Here is a 19,060-nt window from a genome sequence, read left to right on the forward strand (position 1 = left end):
GTCGGCCATGTGCCTGCCGGTCGAGGGGGGACGATCGTGACGATCTGGTACGGCGGGGACTACAACCCGGAGCAGTGGCCTCGCGAGTTGTGGGACGAGGATGTGCGGCTCATGCAGCGCGGCGGCATCAGCCTCGCCACGGTGGGCGTGTTCTCCTGGGCGCGGCTCGAGCCGCGCCCAGGGGAGTACGACTTCGCCTGGCTGGACGACGTGCTCGACACCCTGCACGCCGGCGGGATCCGGGTCGACCTGGCGACCGCCACCGCGTCGCCGCCGCCGTGGCTGGCGAGGCGGCATCCGGAGATGCTGCCGGTGACGGAGACCGGCGTGCGGCTGGAGGTCGGCAGCCGTCAGCATTACTGCCCGAGCTCTCCCGTCTACCGGGAGCACGCACGCAGGCTCGTCTTGTCGCTCGTCGAGCGGTACGCGGCACATCCTGCACTCGAGCTCTGGCACGTGAACAACGAGTACGGCTGTCACGTCAGCCACTGCTACTGCGAGGTGTCGGCCGCCGCGTTCCGGAGCTGGCTCCAGGCCAAGTATGGCGCGATCGAGGACCTCAACCGGGCCTGGGGCACGGCGTTCTGGTCGCAGCGGTACGACTCGTTCGACGAGGTCGAGCCGCCGCGTGCGGCGCCGACGTTCCGCAACCCGACGCAGCTGCTCGACTTCGACCGGTTCTCGAGCGACGAGCTGCTCGCCTGCTATCAGGCGGAGGTGGAGGTGATCCGGGCCGCGTCCGACGTGCCCATCACCACCAATTTCATGGGCTTCTTCAAGCCCGTCGACTACTGGCGCTGGGCCCCGCACATCGACGTCATCTCGGATGACACGTATCCCGACCCGGCCGATCCACGGTCGCCGGCGTACGCGGCGATGGTCCGCGACCTGATGCGCTCGCTCGGCGGCGGCGCGCCGTGGCTGCTCATGGAACAGTCCCCGAGCGCGGTGAACTGGCGTGCCCACAACGCCGCGAAGGTGCCGGGTCAGATGCGCGCGTGGTCGTACCAGTCCGTGGCGCGCGGCGCCGACGGCATCCTGTTCTTCCAGTGGCGGCAGTCTCAGGCCGGGTCGGAGAAGTTCCACTCCGGGATGGTGCCGCACGGGGGCACGGACACCCGGGTATGGCGGGAGATCGAGCAGCTGGGTGGAGAGCTGCGGCGGCTCTCCGGGGCCGAGGTGGGTCTCGGGGGAAGCCGGACTCGCGCGAGCGTGGCGATCACGCTCGACTGGGACAGCTGGTGGGCAGTCGAGCAGCCCGCGTCGCCGACGGCCGTGTCGTACGTCGAGATCCTCTTCGCCTGGCACCAGGCCCTCACATCGCTCGGCCTCACGGTGGACTTCGTGCGTGCCGAGGGGGATCTGTCCGGGTATCGGGTCGTCGTCGCACCGACGCACTTCGTCGCCACCGACGCGCAGGTCGAGAATCTGGCCTCCTTCGCGGAGGCGGGCGGCTCGCTCGTGGTCGGCTTCGGCACCGCCATCACCGACGAGCAGCTGCACGTGCGGCTCGGCGGGTATCTCGGCGAGCCGCTGCGGCGGACCCTCGGCGTGCGGGTGGAGGAGTTCGCCCCGCCGGCGCCGCCCGACCTACGGAACACCGGCCGCGAGCCGGCGCCGCCGGTCTTGTTCGACGGCGAGTTCCTCGGCGGTGCCGGGGCCGGAAGCGTCTGGAGCGAGTACGTGCGCGTCGACGACGCCGAGGTGCTCGCGACGTTCACCGAGGGGCCGCTCGCGGGGTGCCCGGCCGTGACCCGACGGGCGGCGGGGGAGGGGACCGCGTTCTACCTCGCGACGCTGCCTGATCCGGCGGTGCTGCGGCTGTTCGTCTCCAACGTCATCGACGCGGCGGGCGTCCCGATTGCCGCGCCGGCGACCGACGGGGAGCAGGTCGAGGTGGTCCGCCGCGGGGACCTGGTGTTCGCCATCAACCACGGATCCGCCGACGCGGAGCTGCGGCTTGCCGGCACAGACCTCCTCACCGGGTCGAACGCATCCGGCCTGCTGCTGCCGCCCCAGGGGGTGGCCGTCGTCAAGCCGTGAGGAGCGGGGAGGGCGTCAATCGTCGAACACGACGGCGCGGACGGGCGCCCCGTCGCCGGCGAGCCGGAGCGGGAAGATGCCGATCCGCACTTGCGACGGCAGGTCGCTGACCGCGGCGAGATTCTCGACGATCAGCCCGTCGGCCCCGAGCACCAGCTGGTGCACCGGGAAGTCCGCCACCCCGGCCGCGTCGGTCGGGTCAGGGCTCAGCGTGTCGACGCACAGCACCCGCATGCCGCGCTCGAGCAGCAGCCGGGCCGCCTCCACCCCGACTGCCGGATGGGAGAGCGCCCGCTCCGAGCCGAAGTGCTGCGCCCACCCCGTGTCGATCACCACGATCGGCGGAACCCGATCGGGCAGAGCGCCGAGCTCGTCGACCCCGATGACGGCGTGGTGGGCGAGCCCCGGCACGTGGATGACCAGCGCGTCGCCCGCCAGCTCGTCGAGGCGGACGGCATCCATCGTCCGCCCGCCGGCGACGGTGTGCGCAGGCGCATCCACGTGGGTCCCGGAGTGCGAGCCGAGGTGCAGCGCGGTCACCGCCGCCCCGTCGCGGTCCAGTTCCAGCGCCGGCTGCAGGTCCACCGCCGGGTCGCCGGGGTAGACCTGCATGCCGGTGGTGAGCGGGTGGCTCAGGTCACGCATGCGGCGCGGGTGTCCGTTCGGCATCCAGCAGATGTGAGCTTCGCCCGGCGGGTGCGGACGAGCGCTCCCGCATCGACACCAGCAGATACAGCACGAACGTGAGCAGGAACGCGGGGATGGTCGCCCCGATCGGCGTCGGCCACAGGTAGGTGAACACGTAGGCGGCGACCGCGCCGATGAGCCAGACGGCCACGGCCGCCCAGTTGACACCGGCCAGATACCAGTAGCGGCCCTCGCGGGCGCGGAGGATGTCGGCCGTGTAGACGCCGCGCTTCGCGATGTAGTAGTCGACGATCATGATCGCGAAGACGGGTGCGAAGAGCGCCCCGATGGTCACCAGGAACGTGGTGAACTGCTCGAGCAGCCCGAACCAGGTCGCCCCGACGATCGAGATCACCCCGAGGATGAGGGCGGTGGGCAGGAACTTCAGCTTCTGAACGCCGGGCACGGCGTTCACAACCGTCGTGACCATGCCGTAGACCACCATCGTGTTGGTCGCCATGACGGAGAGGAAGATGACGAGAGCGAGCGGCGCACCGAACGGGGCGACGATCGTCACCGGGTCGAACGGGATCGCCTCACCGGCCGAGAGGAGAACGAATGCGATCGCGGTCGCGCCGACGGTCATGGAGATCACGGTCGACAGGGTGTAGCCGATCCCGGACCCCACGATTCCGGCCTTGCCCGATCGCGCGAACCGGTTGAAGTCGGCCGAGAGCACGGTCCACGAGATGGCGGTCGCGATGACGATGTCGAGCACCAGGATGGGCGTGTACCCCAACGTCGGGTCGGCGGGGATCGACGCGAACTGGGCGGGGGTGTAGGTCGAGAACGCGACGACGAAGATGTAGGCGATGATGCCGAGGATGAGCACGGCGAGCCATGGCTCGACCTTTGCGATGCCGGTGTGGCCGAAGATCGCGAGCAGCACGACCAGGGTCTGGCACAGCACCGCGAAGAGGACCGGGCTGGAGAACCCGGTGACCGATTCGACCATGAAGTTGAGAGCGATGCCGGCGAGCATCGCCTGCACCCAGCTCCACCCCATCAGGATGACGACGTTGGCGGTCACCGGAAGCAGGCTGCCGCGCGTGCCGAACGGTCCACGCGTGAGGGCCATGGTGGGCAGACCTGTGCGGGTGCCGATGTTGCCGACCGTCACGAGCACCGCGGCGCCGATGAGCGTGCCGACGACGATGAGCAGCACCACCAGCCCGTACTCGACGCCGGGCACGAAGAGGGTGCCGGTGAGCAGCGTCGTGACGACGAGGTTGGCGGCGAGCCAGATCATCCCGATGCGGGGGAGGGTGAGGTGGCCGCGCACTGGGCCGGCGTCATCGGAGTGTTCCTCGAGGTAATGGTCGAGGCGGGAGTAGAGCGACATTGCTGGGTTCTCCTGTCGTGTCGATCGGCGGGTCAATCCGAGGCGGCGGGCATCGGCGAGAGGTGCTCGTGGATGGCGACCAGACCGGAGCCCGTGGCGTCCGTGCCGGCGGCCAGGCGGAAGACGATGGTCTCCCGTTCGCGGTACGACTCGGTCCCTTCGCCGGTGTCGACGGTGGTGTCCACCGTGTGTGTGAACACCGCTCCGCCCGGGAAGGTCTGCGGAAGCGGGTCGCTGGAGGTGCACGAGATCACGCGCCAACCGCTCCCCACCCAGCCGGCCCAGATCCGCTCGTAGGCGGCGCGGTTCGGGAGGCGCTCGGCCTCCGTGTGGAACACGAAGGTCGCGTCGGGAGCGAACGTCGCGAAGTAGCGGTCGCCGTCGGTGGCGGCGAAGGCGTCGACGATGGCGGACGCGGCCGCCAGCACGTCGGCGGCGGTCGGCTCGGCCGGGTCGGTCATTGCGGCTCCATTGCTCGGGAACGGGTGTCAGTGCTGCGGTTCGCGATCCTGCGTCGATCGAGGCGCCATCGCGCTGAGCAGCTCGTAGGCCACGTGGCTGGCCGCGATCGCGGTGAGCTGGGCGTGGTCGTACGCGGGTGCCACTTCCACGATGTCCGCGCCGACGATGCTGCGGTCGTCGAGCGCGCGGAGCATGCGGAGCAGCTCACGGCTCGTCATCCCCCCGGCCTCCGGCGTGCCCGTTCCCGGCGCGTGCGCGGGGTCGAGCACGTCGATGTCGATCGAGATGTAGACCGGCGCGTCGCCGATCCGCGCTCGCATCCGGTCGATCGCCGCGGCGACCCCGTGCTCCTCGAGGTACTCGCTCGTGACGATCGAGAACCCCAGCCGCGCGTCGTCCTCCAAGTCGCTCTTCGCGTAGAGGGGACCGCGGATGCCGACATGCATGCTCGCGGTCAGGTCGATCAGCCCCTCCTCCGACGCCCGGCGGAACGGTGTGCCGTGCGTGGTGGGCGCGCCGAAGTAGGTGTCCCAGGTGTCGAGATGCGCGTCGAAGTGCAGCACCGCGACGGGGCCGTGCTTCCGGGAGACGGCGCGCAGCAGCGGAAGCGCGATGGTGTGGTCCCCGCCGATCGTGAGCAGCCGGTCGGCATGCTCGGCGAGGGCCACCGCGCCCGCCTCGATCTGGCCGACCGCCTCGGCGATGTCGAACGGATTCGCCGCGATGTCACCCGCGTCGGCGACCTGCTGGGAGCCGAACGGGAAGACGTCCTGCGCGGGGTTGTACGGGCGGAGCAGCCGCGACGCCTCGCGAACGTGCGACGGCCCGAACCGGGCGCCGGGCCGGTAGCTCACCCCGGAGTCGAACGGCACTCCGGCGATGGCCACATCGGCTCGGCCCACCTCATCGAGACGCGGCAGCCGGGCGAACGTCGCGATGCCCGCGAACCGCGGCACCACGCTGGCGTCGACGGGCCCGCGGATCCCGGCCACGTCAGCGTCGTGAGGACCGCTAGCCGGCTCGTGTTGCATGGTGGACAACTTTCAGTGGCGGCATAGGAAACTTGCCGTCAAGATATTCCCGCACGAGCGCCGCCGTCAAGGGGCGAGACGGACGGCGCCGCGCGTCTGGTCGCGTTCAGGACGGGCCGGTGCCCGAGCCGGGCAGCAGCACCCAGATAAGGTCGGCGCCCACGGTGTCATCGGCCCACCAGTTGTGCGGCTGCCGGCCATCGAAGGTCAGCGAGTCCCCCGCGCGAAGCGTCCACTCGGCGTCCGTGAACGCGATCCGGATCGCACCTTCCAGCACGTGGACGAGGTCGAGCTCGGCGCTCACCGTGTAGAACTCCGCGCCGCCGTTGCCGCCCGGTCCCACCCGCGAGCGGACCACCTGCACCCGCTCCTCCCGGCGCGGACTCACCAGCCGTTCGACCGCGTTCACACCGCCGAGATCGATCTTCGGGGCCGACTCCAGGGGAACGTATTGCGCGTCGGTGGAGGCGAACAGCGATCCGATGTCGATGCCGAGCACATCACACAGCTGGATGAGGGTGGACACGCTCGGTGAGGTGAGGTCGCGCTCGATGCGGCTGATGAACCCCTTCGTCAGCCCGGTGGAGCTCGCGACCTGCTCGATCGTCAGGTGCTTCGACTGCCGGGTCGATCGCAGGCGCCGACCGATCGCTGCGCGTTCCGCGGGCGTCGAGACGGGAAGCGGACGCATGCGCCACCTTTCTCGAGGACCGGCACGGGTGTGGTTGCGCAACCGATGTCACGGTAGCGCAACGCGGTTCCCGAACAGCCGCCTATGCGGGCGGCACCACCTCGAAGTGGCGCACGACCTCGTCCCGCTCGACCAGATACCGATCGTCCTCCGGGTAGTACACCGCTCGATCGATGTCCTGGCCCGCGAAGGCCTCGATCGCAGCCCGGGACTCCCAGTGCGACACGGCCAGGATCTCGGTCACGCCGTCGGGCAGGTCGCGGAGCAGGAGGTACGCCTCCAGGTTCCCCGGCGTGCTCCGGTACTCCCGGATGCCGGTCTCATCCACATACGCCGCATACACCTCCCGGTCCACTGTTCGGATCTTCCCGCTCCAGATCCGCATGATCGTCCGTTCGGTGCGTTCTGCCATCGCCTTCCCTTCTCTCGTGCTCACCAGCCGCTGCGCGTCGGCGTGTGCCCCTCCCGGGCGTCGTCGGGCATCGGCATCTCGGCCCGGAGCCCGAGCAGCCGGATGGGCCGGTCGGGCTCTCGTCTGCCGGCAAGCGCCAGCGCGCCGGTGAGGACGGCGTCGCGGTCGAACGTCTCGGGGATCTTCTTCTGGAACGTCTTGGTGAAGTACGGCGCGTAGCGCACCTTGAGCGTCAGGCCGATCACCGGCCGCCCTTCCGCCGCGACGTCCTTCAGCACCTGATCGACCAGCTTCTGCACCGCGTCCTCCACCTGCGCGGGCTCCGTGAGGTTCTGCTGGAACGTCGTCTCGCGGCTGTGTCCGCGCGCCACCCACGGTGTGTCGTCGACCACGTGCGTGCCGTCGCCGCGGCCGAGCTGCGCATACCAGGGCCCCATCTTCGGACCGAATTCGGCGACCAGGCTCTCCGGGGTGATGGCGGCGAGCTCAGCGACGGTGTTGATGCCGTGCTTCGCCAGGCGGCCGGCGATCTTGCTGCCGACGCCCCACAGCTCGATCGTCGGCCGGTGGCCCATCACCTCGAGCCAGTTGTCGGCCGTCAGGCGGAACATCCCGCGCGGCTTGCCGAACTGCGTCGCATTCTTGGCCCGGACGAGGTTGTCGCCGATGCCGACGCTGCAATGCAGCCGGGTCCGGTCGAGCACCGCCCGCTGCAGCCCTCGGGCGTAGCCCTCCGGATCGTCGGTCTGAATGCCGACGAACGCCTCATCCCAGCCCAGCACTTGCACGACGGCTCCGGGCTGGGCCCGCAGCGTCGCCATCACCTCAGCGGACGCGGCGGTGTAGGCCTCGGCGTCCACTGGGAGGATGATCGCCTCCGGCGCCTTCCGCGCCGCGAGGCGCAGTGGCATCCCGGAGCCGACCCCGAACTCACGGGCCTCATAGGAGGCGGTCGACACCACGGCGCGCTCGGTCGGGTCGCCGCGTCCGCCGACGATCACCGGCTTGCCCGCGAGCTCTGGGCGCCGCAGCACCTCGACGGCGGCGATGAACTGGTCGAGGTCGACGTGCAGCACCCACGGACGGCTCTGGGTCACGCGCCTAGTCTGCCCGCCGCATCGCGATCCCCGGAAGGGCGCAATGGCTGCGCGGGCCGCGGCAGGGAGGGCATGGATAGGCTCACAGGATGGGTATCGACGGCGAACCTCATCCGCACTGGTGGCGCCGCCTGCTGTGGCTGCTGGCCGCGGTCGGAGCGCTCCTCGTCGCGGCGTCCCTGCTGGCGCCATGGGTGCTCGGCCATGATGTGAGCTTCGCTGGTTCCCCGATCCGCAACTACATCGACGTGAATGGGGAGGCCAACCTCCCGACTTGGTGGAGCACCACGCTGCTCGCGCTCGCCGGCGTCTTCTCCGCCGCCGTGGGCATCGTGCACCGCGCGACGGGCGAGTCGGGCGCGTTCCGCTGGGCTGTGATGGCCGTGCTGTTCCTTGCCATGTCCGTCGACGAGTTCACCAGGGTGCATGACCGGATCCAGCATGCGTGGCGGGCGCTGTTCGGCGCTGATCCCTTCACATCCATCGAGTGGATGCTCATCCTGATCCCGGTGGCGCTCGTAGTCGCTGTCGCGGTCCTGCTCCTCGTGCGTCCCCTGCCGCGTGTGCCGAAGGTGCTGCTCGCCATCGGCGGCGCTTGCTACGTGCTCGGCGCGGTCGGAGTCGACGCGCTGGCCGGGGCCGGGCTGCCACTTCTCGACAGCGGCACGATGGGACGCTTCCTCCTGCTCAATCTGGAGGAGCTGGGCGAGTTCGTCGGAGCCGCGTTCTTCGTCGTGTTCCCGCTGTCGGCGTTCAGCCTCAGCGTGACCCGGCACGGAGCCGTCACCCTCGAGCTCACCTCACGGGCGGGCGCAGAAACCGCCTGAGCGCATCCGCCGAGCCCCGGCGGAACGAGGCGCGAGGCGTCATGTGGTCGACAGCGCCAGGGCGATCGTGCCTGCGTAGACGGCCGGAATCGCGACGCCCTCGAATCCGATGCCCCTGCGCTCCCGAACCAGGAGCCCGGCGGTGAGCACCGTGGTCATGAGGATCGTGCCGCCGAGCAGCACAAGGCTGGGGCTGCCGGCAGCCTGGTAGATGCTGCCTTCGGTGTACGCGGCGTCCGCGACGAAGATCAGCAGCGTGTCGAAGACGTTCCCGCCGATGATGTTCCCCACCCCGAGGGTGAGTGCCCCCATCCTGATCGCGGCGATCAGGGTGACCAGCTCCGGCAGCGAGGTGATGGCGGTGGTGACCGTGAAACCGGTGACCCCGCTTGGCCACCCCGTGGCGGCGATGAGCCCGAGTCCCGCCTGACCGATGACCCAGCCCGTGACGCCGACGATGAGCGCGAGCAGCGCCAGGGTGCCCCAGAGCCTGGACGTCGAGCGCGGATTCGCATCCTGATCATCGTCCTCGCGGGTGTCCGACGTCATCGCGGGGGACCACATCGGTGCCTCGTGCATCCGGCGGACCAGGACGAGACCGTACGCGTAGAGCAGCGGCAGCAGCAGCGTCACCGGATGCACCCATCCGAGCGTCAGCTCCGGAGTGGCGTACGCGACGACCGGGAGCGCCAGGAGCGCCACCAGTACCAGCGACTGCAGCAGGTTCTCCAACGACGCTGCGGCGTGTTCCAGGTTCGCCCTCCGGTACAGCAGGTCGGCGATCGCCAGCCAGACCGTTTGCACTGCGACACCCCCGATGGGGTTCGCCAGCGCGAATGCTGCGTCGCCCTCGAAGGCACCGGTCGCAGTCGTCACGATGCCTGGCAGCGATGTCACCGCACCGAGGAACAGGGCCCCAGCCACCGCCTTGCCCATGCCGGTGCGGTCGGCCAGCGCATCCGCCGTGCGGGCGAGGCGTGAGCCGGCGAGCACGAGCGCGACGATCGAGACCGCGAGCCCTGCGATGCTCGGCCAGAGCGCCCAGGTGCTCACTGCAGCGCCGCCGGGTCACTCGCCGCCGGAGCGAGGCCACCCGCCTCGACCACGCCATCGAGTGAGATGAACGCCCGAACCACACAGAAGCTCATCCTGACTCCTCCCTGTGCTGCCGTGAACCGCCGGGTCCGGGCTCACCGGCCCAGTCTGCCGCCGCATGCCCCTCCCTGAAACATCACGGTCATGAGCAAGGACGCTAGATTTTGCTCCGACGACGTCGAGGGGTGAGAGCCACGTGAGTCGGTAGCTGATCTGCGAGATCAGGTGGTGGCCCGGACTGGCATCAAGCACACGTTTGCAGATGCACGCCCTCTGTCAACATGGACACGGGATGTACCGGAGTGAGACCGGCAGATAAGCTTCGAGGTCCTCGCTCTCCTCGACGCGGGAGTCAGCCTTACAATCCGCCGATCCTTCCGGTGGCTGCGCGGGACACAAGCAAGGGGCAGGCGCAAGCGCTGAAGGAGAACCTCCGGGTGGAGTTATCACCACGGGCCGATCTCCAGACTTTGTACGGAGGCTTCAATGGAAACCAAACCGCAACTCTTGACCGCCTCCCCAAGCATTGCGACGTTCGTCGTAGCCATCGTCGCGCTCGTCAGCGTTCTGCGGGTACGCCGGCGTGGCTGACGACAAGCTCGCGCAGCTCCGGGCAAACGCGCAGCGGCGGGCCGAGCTCCTTAAGGAGCGTGATCGGCTAATCGCCCACGCTCGAGCCGAGGGTGTCCAGGTGACCGCCATAGCCGCCGCTGCGGGCCTGTCGCGGATGCAGGTGCACCGAATCCTTGGCACCGGATCCGGGTGATTCGAGCGGGCGTTCTCTGCCGTGGGCTTCACTGCGGGCTTAGAAAACTTCAGTACGGGCTAGAAGAGAAAGGAGCCGCCGTAGCGACTCCCTCACGACTGTGGCTCCGACCGGCATCGATCCGGTGACCTTTCGATTTTCAGTCATGTTATGGCTGCTCCGCGGAGTAGTTGGATCGAGAGAACGACAGACAGTCTGGCGGCGCGGGTGGCTGTGCGCGCCCGTTCAAGACGCGGTCGGGCGACTGGGTTCGTTGCCAATCGCGGGTACGGAGCAAGTGCGCGTCTTGCGCGGAGCTGTACCGCGGAGACTGGGCTGCTATCGCGCGCTCAGGGGTTTTCGACGGTCGTGTTGAGCTGTACCGCTTCTATCTGCTGACGCTGACGGCCCCGTCGTTTGGGCGGGTGCATCGCGTACCGAGGTCGCAGGGCGCCCGGGCGAAGCGGTGCGGCTGCGGTGCTGTGCATGATCTGCGGGACGCAGGGCTTCGAGGCGTGCCGCTCACGCCGTCAACTTATGACTACGCGGGTCAGGTGGCGTGGAACCGGGATGCGGGCCTGCTCTGGGATCGCACGCGTAAGCGGATTCGGGACCGGTGGGAGTCGGTGGAGTTCTTCATGGTGCGGGAGTGGCAGGACCGCGGCGTCTTGCATCAGCATGCGCTCATCCGGATCAAGCGCCCTGAGGCTCCGAATCCACAGGCGCTGCGCGAGGCGGCGCGGACAGCGGAGGCCGTGTCACGAGTCGATGGAGGTGTTGTCGGGTGGGGGGCGCAGACGGATGCGGCGGCGTTCCGGGCGGACGGCGATGGGGCGAAGACGATCTGGTACCTGTCGAAGGCGCTCAACTATGTGATGAAGGACACCGCGTTGACGGCGATGGGCGGGCGCGGCAGCAACCTGGCGTGGGCGCACCTGGCGGCGTTGGGGCTGGCGGCTCGTGCCATGCGCTGCTCCCGGGAGTGTGCGCCGGACGAGTGCGCGAGTCGCGTACATGACCGGTACGGGTCGCGTTCGCATGTGGTCAGCGCGTCACGCCGAACTCGGCACCGCTCGGGGTGGTCGTTCACGGGCGTCACGCGCGGACTGCAACGCCGGATGCGTGCTGCTTGGGCGGAGGCGCGCGCGCAGGCCGCCCCGGCGGCCGAGCACGCGTCGGCGCCCAAGCGGCAGGAGGGGGCGCAGCTTGCTCGGGTGGAGTTGTCGCGACGGATCGATGTTGCCCGCGCCGCGGTGCTCCCGTGAGGCAGGGGAGGGGGTGATCGATTATGGCTGCTGCTGACTGTGGAACCTGCGAGCTCATGGGCTACCGCTCGTGCGATGTGTGCGCGAACGTTGTGTTCCCGGAGAACCGGAAGAACAGCCCTGTGGGGCGCGAGCTGTGCGGGTACTGCTTGGCCGACCTGGTGCGCTAGCTTCGCCGTCAACGAGGGCATCCCGCCGATAGCCAGAGGCACCGTCCCGGGAGTGCAGGGCGTCAACCCCATAGTCCGACGGATGCGCAGCAGGGTTGACGCCCGAAACGGAGGGCCGATGCTGGCGGCTGCGGTGGGATGCCCGGTTAATACGTTCGAGTCCGTGTGTGGGGAGTGGCCGCGTGCTCGGCGATATCGCGCCAGGAGATAACGACGATTATCGAAACGATAGAGAACGTCGAAGTGTCGGTGGACCGTGTTATCCTGAAGGGGAACCGAAAGGGGGGTTACGGATGCCATTCGAAGTTTTCGACAAGCGGATGGCGCCTCTTGCAAAGGCGCCGAGTATAACGATCCAGAAGCGCGGCATTTTCTCGATTAACAAGGCTGCGCACAAGCTGATCGGCGAGCCCGAAACGGTGGAGCTGCTTTTCGACGCAGAGGAGCAGATCATCGCAATGCGCCCTTCGAATGAGTCGCATGCCTACGGGATTCGTCCTCAATCGGCTCAGCGAGACGCTGGGCAGGTGATTTTGTCGGCTACAGCCTTCACGCAATACTTCGAGATCGATACGAGCGTTAGCCGTCGCTTTAAGCCGTATGAGCAAGATGGCATGCTCTGCATCGACCTCAAGGGTCCGAGCGTCGAAGTCAAGGGGAACCGGGCGAAACGAGAGGAGCCCGAAGAGTGACTTAAAAAAATTCTGGCCCGACTCCGCACGAAGGGAGCCAGGCCAGATACCGGCCCGGGGGCGCGGCGATTGACTTGGTCGGTCATCTCCAGCGTACCGAAGTTTGATGAGACAGGTAGTCTCGACTTCTTCCTCGGGTCCTTACGAGGAAGGAGGGCAGAAATGCCCACTGTAAGTTCGCACTACGGAATTGCCGGCCCTGTGCCGTTCGTCGACGTTGAAACGGACGTCGACAACCGGCTGTACGTCGATCCGCATGCCATTCGGCTGCGGGGTGCACCGCAGCCGTTCACGGACGGAGCACTGCGGTGCATTGACACCTTTTTCAACGAGGTGACTGGAAGCGTTATCGCTGGTACGCCTGCCAGCCACGCTTATGGGCAGCGTCTCCTGCAGCATTTTGTCGAGCCGTGGGAAACGCGGCTGGGGATGGCTGCAGAGGGATTCCATGGGCATGGTGGCGCCGAAACTGTCGGCTCCTGGATCTGGAACACCCTCGTCAGCGATGTTGAGGCGTTGGTGCGCGTGAGTGTGCTCCGTCAGCTCGAGGATCTCGCATTGTTCGTAGACGGCGTCGACCGCGACATCACGTCAGACGTGACCACGCGCATCATCTACGGCCCGTTGGCGAAGTTTACGGAGTCGATGATGAACGCCTACCCTCAGTTCACGGCTGGCCACCACGAGGTCCGGGTCTATGGCAAGCAGGTCTGGAACCCGGTGGACCGCATTTGGGATCGGGAGCAGGTCGCGTTGCCTGTCGTCGATGGGAAGCCGCTGCTTCTCGTTCCGAAGGGGTGGGCGAGACCGACTTTGCTGATGTCGGCCGGGCGTTTCTACGAGACGAGTGTGCTGTCATTTGCCCAGTTGGAGCAGGCGGTGTTGGCATCGAACGGCAAGTTGATTAAGACGCCCAAGGACCGGCTCAAGAAGCAGGCAGGACTCGGTCGGGGCCGCATAACAAACCTCCGCGTTACTATGCGAGCGTTTGAGAACGAGCAGGACCTGCTGGCGTCGTTCAAGGCGTTCGTTGCGGCTCGTTTTCCGGACACTGAGGCCGGAGGCGCCGTCGCGTAACTCCTGAGCGCCCCGGCGTACCGTATTTCATGGCGGTGCTGCCGGGGCGCTTCGTCGCGCGAAGCGCGCTCTTGATCCTGTAGGGGAAATTTCGGGAGAGGGATCAGTCGTTGCGCTCGCGCGTCACCGGGTGCTGGTTCCAACGGTTGATTGTGGCAGTGCTTACGCCAAGAAGTCGCGCCGCGTCACGCTGCGTCATGCCAGAGCGAAGTGCGTATTCGGCTATCGCTCGTTCCCAGTAGTCATAGTTGCGGCGGAATGATCGCATCCCCATAAGGGTCCGCTGCAGCCGGTCGGACTGTTGACGCGCTACGTCCTCATCCAGCTCGTCCACGCCGATTTCGTCGACCTGTCGGGCGAGGCGGCGAAGCTCCTCGTCGTCAATCAACTGGCTCACGTCAGACAGCTGCCGTGCCAGCTCGCGAAGCTGCATTCCCACCTCGAAGAAGGTCACCTCGTCCACGCGCGCCGAGTCGTCGTCCGGCTCGTCGGTTCGCCTGCCAGGGGTTCTCGCCACGACGCCAGAGTAGCGATGATCCCCGACGTTCGCCGAGGCGTTATCGAGCAGGTCCGCTCTGCAGCGGCGCGTTGTGTTGTAGATCTAGAACGACTCCGTCTAAGGTGGAGTCGTTCTAGAACGGAGACGTAATGACCACAGTCGAAGAGGTCCTGGACCGGTATTGGCCAGTGATTCGGGGGCGCGTCTCGGGCGGGACCGCTCGCGGATACTTCTCTGCGTACCGGAGGCGGATCGCGCCGCTCCTTGGGGGTCGCGACGTTGAGGACCTGACGACTCTGGACGTGGAGCTGGCATTCTCTATGTGGTCGGGGTCAAGGTCGACCAAGATCGACGCCCTCTCGATGCTCTCCCATATCTGCGACGTCGCGGTGCAGGCACGTTTGATCCCGACTAATCCGTGCCGGGGTGTGAAGCTCCCGAAGGATCAGGCCGCCGACCCATCGGGACGCGCTCTGAACCTCGAAGAAGTCCAGAGGCTTATTGGCTTCCTGCCTGAAGACGGCCCCTACCGCCGGTTCGTTCTCGCGATGCTCCTCACCGGTTGCCGGTTGGGGGAGGTGGCCGGCATGCGCGTATCGGACGTGGACCTGGAGTCTCTGACCATCCGAGTGGCCCGTACCGCTTCCGCTGGTTTTTCGGGGCAACTTGTCGTGGGGCATACCAAGGGGAGGCGGGTTCGTGTCGTGCCGATCGCTGACCCTCTGCTTCCCCTAGTGCTGGAGGCGACGCGGGGCCGTTCGCCCCACGATTTGCTTTTTCCTGGGCCGCGAGGTGGCCACATCAATTCGCAGAACCTCAGCAGGGCGCTCCGCTGGCACAAGCTGCGGGACCGCATCAAGTCCTTCCCCACAGGGGAGCCTCCGCTGCACTGGCACGACCTTCGCCACACTGCCGCCGTGAATTTTTTCATCGCGGGCCTATCGGCTCCCGACGTGCAGGCGGTTCTGGGTCACTCCTCGCTCGCCGTCACGCAGCTCTACGCCGACACGCGCCGGGACGCCGCTCGACGCGCAGGTACTGCGCTATCGACCTTCTACGCCCCGGTCGGACTATCGAAAGGGACCGGAGGTGAAGCGGGAGAAAGTGGCCTATGACCTGGCCTTTTCGAAGTGGCTCCGACCGGCATCGATCCGGTGACCTTTCGATTTTCAGGCGTGCTGCTGATGCTGCGGCGTCTACATGGAACAAGGCCAAACGGGTCCCTCCGGGTGCGTTCGCCCGTACAAGAGGAAGTCCGGCGACTTCGTCCGCTGCGGTTCTCGTGTGCGCTCGACGTGCCCGTCGTGCGCGGAGCTGTACCGGGGGGACTGGGCAGCGATCGGTCGCTCTGGTGTCTTTGATGGGCGGGCCGAGCGGTACCGCTTCTATCTGCTGACGCTCACCGCGCCGTCGTTCGGGCGCGTGCACCGGGTGCCGCGTTCGAAGGGCTCGCGGCCGAAGCGGTGTGGGTGCGGTGCCTTGCACGAATTGCGTGATGCCGGCCTTCGTGGTGTCCCGCTCGATCCGGCGACGTACGACTACGCGGGTCAGGTGGCGTGGAACCGGGATGCAAGCGTGTTGTGGGATCGCAGTCGCAGGCGGATCCGGGACAGGTGGGAGTCGGTGGAGTTCTTCCTGGTGCGGGAGTGGCAGGACCGCGGTGTCTTGCATCTGCATGTGCTGGTTCGGATCGACCGCTCTGAGGCTCCCGATCCTCGGGTGCTGTGTCAGGCGGCACGGACAGCCGAGGCGGTGTCCCGGGTCGATGGAGGGGTGGTCGGGTGGGGCCCCCAAGCGGATGCGAAGGCTTTCCGGGCGGACGGTGGTGGGGCGAAGACGATCTGGTACCTGTCAAAGGCGCTCAACTATGTGATGAAGGACACGGCGTGGGCGGCGATGGGTGGGCGCGGGAGCAACCTCGCCTGGGCGCACCTGGCGGCATTGGCGCGGGCGGCTCGTGGGATGCGTTGCTGTCGGGAGTGCGTACCTGAGGAATGCGCCAGTCGGGTACATGACCGATACGGGTCGCGTTCGCATGTCGTGAGTGCGTCACGCCGAACGCGAAACCGAATCGGCTGGTCGTTCACTGGCCTCACGCGGGGGCTGCAACGGCAGCTTCGTGCCGCTTGGGCGGAGGCGCGTGCGCAGGCCGCCCCGGCGGCCGAGCGCGCGCCGGCGCACGGGCCGCAGGAGGGGGCGCGGCTCGCGAGGGTTGTGCTGTTGCGGCGGATCCATGTCGCCCGTGCGGCGGTGCTCCCGTGACCCAGGTGAGGGGGTGATCGATCATGGCTGCTGCGGATTGTGGAACGTGCGAGCTCATGGGCTACCGCTCGTGTGACGCGTGCGGGAACGTCGTTTTCCCGAAGAACCTTGAGGACAGCCCTAATGGGCGGGAGTTCTGCGGATATTGCCTGGCGGACCTAGGACGCTAGCTGCGCCGTCAACGAGGGCATCTCACCGATAGCCAGAGGCACAGCACCGTGAGCGGAGGGCGTGAACCCCGAAGTCCTATGGATGCGCAGCAGGGTTGACGCCCGGAGCGGAGGGGCGACGCTGACGGCTTCGGTGGGATGCCCGGACGGTTCGGGCGCTCGGACGGTCGACGGGTATCTGCCCAATTGAGGATCAGCCATCAGCACTTGCAGCTGATCCCGCCCGCCGAGTGGTTCAGTCGTAGTTTTTCTGGTCGTAGGACGTCCAGAACGACGTGGCAGTAAGACGGGTGTTCCAGATGCGACGTGGTCGGGCCGGTCGGATTTCCTTACTCGCCCTGTAGTTCGCCGCGTCGAACCACGACGCGGTCTCCACCTTTGCCGTCCCCAAATCAAGAGCGGCGTCCAGCGCCGGTTCTAAGTCGGTGTCTTGCGAGGCCAGAATCACCAAGTCGATCGCATCGTTCTGAGCCTCGCGCACAAGCGCGAGAGCGCACAGCACGTCGATGCCCTTCTCTTGCTTGCCTGTGACGATCGGCCGCCCGTACACGTCAGTTGCTTTTCGACCATCGGCGGTCCGCTGGTAGGTGTACTTGAGCGGTCTGTGGGTAACGGCGACGCGAGGGTCGCTTTCCCATTCCGCCTTCTGGGCCAGGTTTCGTGCGTACGGCTTGGCGTCCACCTCAGCGGACGGCAGCCCGCGATACACCAGCACTTTGCTCAGTACAGCGTCTGCCATTCCGGGGCGCTGGTTTCCATTGCGCCGGATCACCAGTTGATTAGCGAAATGCAGCGGATGCACTAGACACTCGTGCGGTGCCTTATACGGCTCGAAAAGGTTCAACCCAACGAGGTGAACGTTCTGGTAGTCGATGATCACAGCGGCGCGTAGGTCCGGCATTGGCCCCCCGGGGTAAAAAAAGCCCCACCAGTCCCGGAGGACGGTGGGGAGTTATGGCTCCATACTTACACATTGACAGTTGTGATTGATACCAGTTCGCCGCGAGCGAATGACCCCAGTATGGGCGACTTGTGCCTTATTGACTAGCAATGCCCCGAATTGACGGCGGTTCTTCACAAGTACGACTCCCAGCGCTACTAGGCTTCGGGCCGTCCAGCGCTTGGCTCCAGGTTCAGACAAAGGGCCCGAAGCCTAGTAGCGCTGGGACCCCTCGGGATGAGCGCTAGAGCTTCGCTTGCCAGGTTTGTACTACGAACTCCACGACGGCGACTGTCGCGTTGAAAGCGAGACGGCCGTGGCGCGGTTCAGCGGGGCTGATGTCCGGTTGCCCATGTCCTGTCCCGACCGCGTTCCGGGTTTGAGTGATGCCGAGAACTGTGGATGCGAGGCCCTGCATGGCGGTTGCAACGGCAGCTGACCCCTTGAGGTGGCCGTCGACTGCGTTCGTCTCCAGTGTGAGTGCCTGCGCGACCTTGCCATACAGCGTCGGCATGCTGTCGCGATGTGTGAACTCCACATTGCAGTCCGTCAGTATTTGTTTGAATAGGCCTTCAAGCAGGTTCTTACATTCAGAGATAGCTGCCGCCGGATCCCGGTCGATGTCGCGTGCGATACGGCGGAGGTGCTGGTGCAGAGCCTTACTGTCAGCAAGCGCTGGATGCTCAAGAAGAGCGGACTCGTCCGGTGAGTGGTACGGGCCGCCGTCGCGCCAACTCTGAACCCGGCGCCCCGTCGCGGAAGTCAGAAACGCTTGCCGCAGCTGCTCGCTCGTCATGCCCGCCGGCAACGCACGCGAAACCAATTTCACTACGTAGGCCGCAGATACGTGCCCGTCGATCCGCCCGGGGAATAGGTACTCTCCCGGACTGCTGAGAATGTCGCCGGCCAGTGGTGGAGGTACGGGAACTAGGCGGATACCGCCGGCCTTCCCGAGAACCCGGAGAAAGTAGTCGCCGTCGTGTTGCTCAATGTCCGCCGACCTGCAAGTCGCAATTTCCATAGCGCTGAGGCCTGCGTCGGCGCTAAGGCGAATCATCAAGGCCGCGCGTGGGTCGGCGTTCTTGAGTGCTTGATTTACCGCCCTACGAGCGGCAGGTCTTGGGACGCTCCGTGGTACGGGCAACGAGGGCAACGCCGTTGTGGGATCACTGGGGATCGCGCCCGTTCGGTGGGCCCAACCGAAGAAGCTCACCATGCTCGCTCTAACGCCTCGACGCGTGTTGGGTGACCAGTTCGGTTTACCTAGGAAACGGACCACGTGCTCTGGACGAACCTGTCCAGGATTGGCTTGCTGCGCTCGCGCGAACCGACGAAGGTGGTGAAGGCGCAATGTGACTGTGCCGGCCGACTTTCCGGACGCGATGAGGAAGTCGCGATAGCCCTCCAGAGATACCGGCCAGGAGGGACCGCGGTTATCCATTGATCCTCCGAGCATGGGTAGGCTGCGCGGCGCGCATCAGACCGTGCACAGCAACGTTGCCATCGAAGCGCACCTAGCGCGCCGAAGGCGCGCTCTTGATCCTGTGTGGGAA

At 66.9% G+C, this 19,060-nt stretch carries 18 protein-coding genes; 7 read left to right on the forward strand and 11 right to left on the reverse strand.

Translation table 11 applies throughout. From position 1 onward, the window contains the following. Window positions 1–36: 36 nt before the first annotated feature. The gene (locus ACFFGH_RS21990; RefSeq protein ID WP_386672321.1) at window positions 37–2,043 is read left to right on the forward strand and encodes a beta-galactosidase; all 2,007 of its coding nucleotides are present in this window, start codon (window positions 37–39) and stop codon (window positions 2,041–2,043) included. A 15-nt stretch (window positions 2,044–2,058) separates the two neighbouring features. Here ACFFGH_RS21990 and ACFFGH_RS21995 read toward each other — a convergent pair whose 3' ends face one another. The 7 genes from ACFFGH_RS21995 to ACFFGH_RS22025 form a co-directional block, all read right to left on the reverse strand. Continuing rightward, complete coding sequence (locus ACFFGH_RS21995) at window positions 2,059–2,688, reverse strand: cyclase family protein (RefSeq protein WP_386672323.1); 630 nt, start codon at window positions 2,686–2,688, stop codon at window positions 2,059–2,061. Continuing rightward, on the reverse strand, window positions 2,681–4,072 hold the full coding sequence (locus ACFFGH_RS22000; RefSeq protein ID WP_386672325.1) for a purine-cytosine permease family protein: 1,392 nt from the start codon (window positions 4,070–4,072) through the stop codon (window positions 2,681–2,683). The genes ACFFGH_RS21995 and ACFFGH_RS22000 overlap by 8 nt, the downstream gene beginning before the upstream one ends. Before the next feature lie 32 nt (window positions 4,073–4,104). Beyond that, window positions 4,105–4,533 (reverse strand): nuclear transport factor 2 family protein, encoded by a 429-nt coding sequence (locus ACFFGH_RS22005; RefSeq protein ID WP_386672327.1) that lies wholly within the window; start codon window positions 4,531–4,533, stop codon window positions 4,105–4,107. Between the two features lie 27 nt (window positions 4,534–4,560). Then, window positions 4,561–5,526 carry an agmatinase gene (gene speB / locus ACFFGH_RS22010; protein WP_386672329.1) on the reverse strand — a complete coding sequence of 322 codons (966 nt, stop codon included), beginning with the start codon at window positions 5,524–5,526 and terminating at the stop codon, window positions 4,561–4,563. A gap of 145 nt (window positions 5,527–5,671) precedes the next feature. Next, window positions 5,672–6,256, reverse strand: coding sequence for a helix-turn-helix domain-containing protein (locus tag ACFFGH_RS22015; protein ID WP_386672331.1), 585 nt, complete (start codon window positions 6,254–6,256; stop codon window positions 5,672–5,674). Window positions 6,257–6,338: 82 nt separating this feature from the next. Further along, complete coding sequence (locus ACFFGH_RS22020) at window positions 6,339–6,668, reverse strand: hypothetical protein (RefSeq protein WP_386672333.1); 330 nt, start codon at window positions 6,666–6,668, stop codon at window positions 6,339–6,341. Between the two features lie 20 nt (window positions 6,669–6,688). Beyond that, window positions 6,689–7,765 (reverse strand): DNA polymerase IV, encoded by a 1,077-nt coding sequence (locus ACFFGH_RS22025; RefSeq protein ID WP_386672335.1) that lies wholly within the window; start codon window positions 7,763–7,765, stop codon window positions 6,689–6,691. Window positions 7,766–7,854: 89 nt separating this feature from the next. On the opposite strand from ACFFGH_RS22025, the gene ACFFGH_RS22030 reads away from it, so the two are divergent. Further along, entirely contained in the window at window positions 7,855–8,592 is a 738-nt protein-coding gene (locus tag ACFFGH_RS22030) for a DUF8692 domain-containing protein (protein ID WP_386672337.1), read from the forward strand. Window positions 8,593–8,631: 39 nt separating this feature from the next. On the opposite strand, the gene ACFFGH_RS22035 is transcribed toward ACFFGH_RS22030, so the two are convergent. After that, window positions 8,632–9,645, reverse strand: coding sequence for a sodium:calcium antiporter (locus tag ACFFGH_RS22035; RefSeq protein WP_386672339.1), 1,014 nt, complete (start codon window positions 9,643–9,645; stop codon window positions 8,632–8,634). A gap of 978 nt (window positions 9,646–10,623) precedes the next feature. Here ACFFGH_RS22035 and ACFFGH_RS22040 point away from each other — a divergent pair. The 3 genes from ACFFGH_RS22040 to ACFFGH_RS22050 all read left to right on the forward strand — a co-directional run bounded on the left by ACFFGH_RS22040 (window position 10,624) and on the right by ACFFGH_RS22050 (window position 13,636). Continuing rightward, entirely contained in the window at window positions 10,624–11,697 is a 1,074-nt protein-coding gene (locus ACFFGH_RS22040) for a replication initiator (protein ID WP_386672340.1), read from the forward strand. A gap of 463 nt (window positions 11,698–12,160) precedes the next feature. Next, entirely contained in the window at window positions 12,161–12,559 is a 399-nt protein-coding gene (locus ACFFGH_RS22045; RefSeq protein WP_386672342.1) for a hypothetical protein, read from the forward strand. Window positions 12,560–12,721: 162 nt separating this feature from the next. Further along, entirely contained in the window at window positions 12,722–13,636 is a 915-nt protein-coding gene (locus tag ACFFGH_RS22050) for a DUF8370 family protein (RefSeq protein WP_386672344.1), read from the forward strand. 103 nt (window positions 13,637–13,739) lie between these two features. Here the strand turns inward: ACFFGH_RS22050 and ACFFGH_RS22055 are convergent, their stop codons facing one another. Next, window positions 13,740–14,099 carry a helix-turn-helix domain-containing protein gene (locus tag ACFFGH_RS22055; RefSeq protein ID WP_386672346.1) on the reverse strand — a complete coding sequence of 120 codons (360 nt, stop codon included), beginning with the start codon at window positions 14,097–14,099 and terminating at the stop codon, window positions 13,740–13,742. A 185-nt stretch (window positions 14,100–14,284) separates the two neighbouring features. On the opposite strand from ACFFGH_RS22055, the gene ACFFGH_RS22060 reads away from it, so the two are divergent. Then, a complete protein-coding gene (locus tag ACFFGH_RS22060; protein WP_386672348.1) occupies window positions 14,285–15,250 on the forward strand; it encodes a tyrosine-type recombinase/integrase in 966 nt (321 codons plus the stop codon). A gap of 85 nt (window positions 15,251–15,335) precedes the next feature. Then, the gene (locus tag ACFFGH_RS22065) at window positions 15,336–16,397 is read left to right on the forward strand and encodes a replication initiator (protein WP_386672350.1); all 1,062 of its coding nucleotides are present in this window, start codon (window positions 15,336–15,338) and stop codon (window positions 16,395–16,397) included. A gap of 405 nt (window positions 16,398–16,802) precedes the next feature. On the opposite strand, the gene ACFFGH_RS22070 is transcribed toward ACFFGH_RS22065, so the two are convergent. Both ACFFGH_RS22070 and ACFFGH_RS22075 read right to left on the reverse strand, forming a co-directional pair. Next, window positions 16,803–17,447: a PIN domain-containing protein gene (locus ACFFGH_RS22070; RefSeq protein WP_386672352.1), complete on the reverse strand. Its 645-nt coding sequence runs from the start codon at window positions 17,445–17,447 to the stop codon at window positions 16,803–16,805. Between the two features lie 304 nt (window positions 17,448–17,751). Continuing rightward, window positions 17,752–18,528, reverse strand: coding sequence for an abortive infection family protein (locus ACFFGH_RS22075; protein WP_386672354.1), 777 nt, complete (start codon window positions 18,526–18,528; stop codon window positions 17,752–17,754). Between the last annotated feature and the right edge of the window lie 532 nt (window positions 18,529–19,060).

The organism is Lysobacter korlensis (assembly GCF_042434515.1).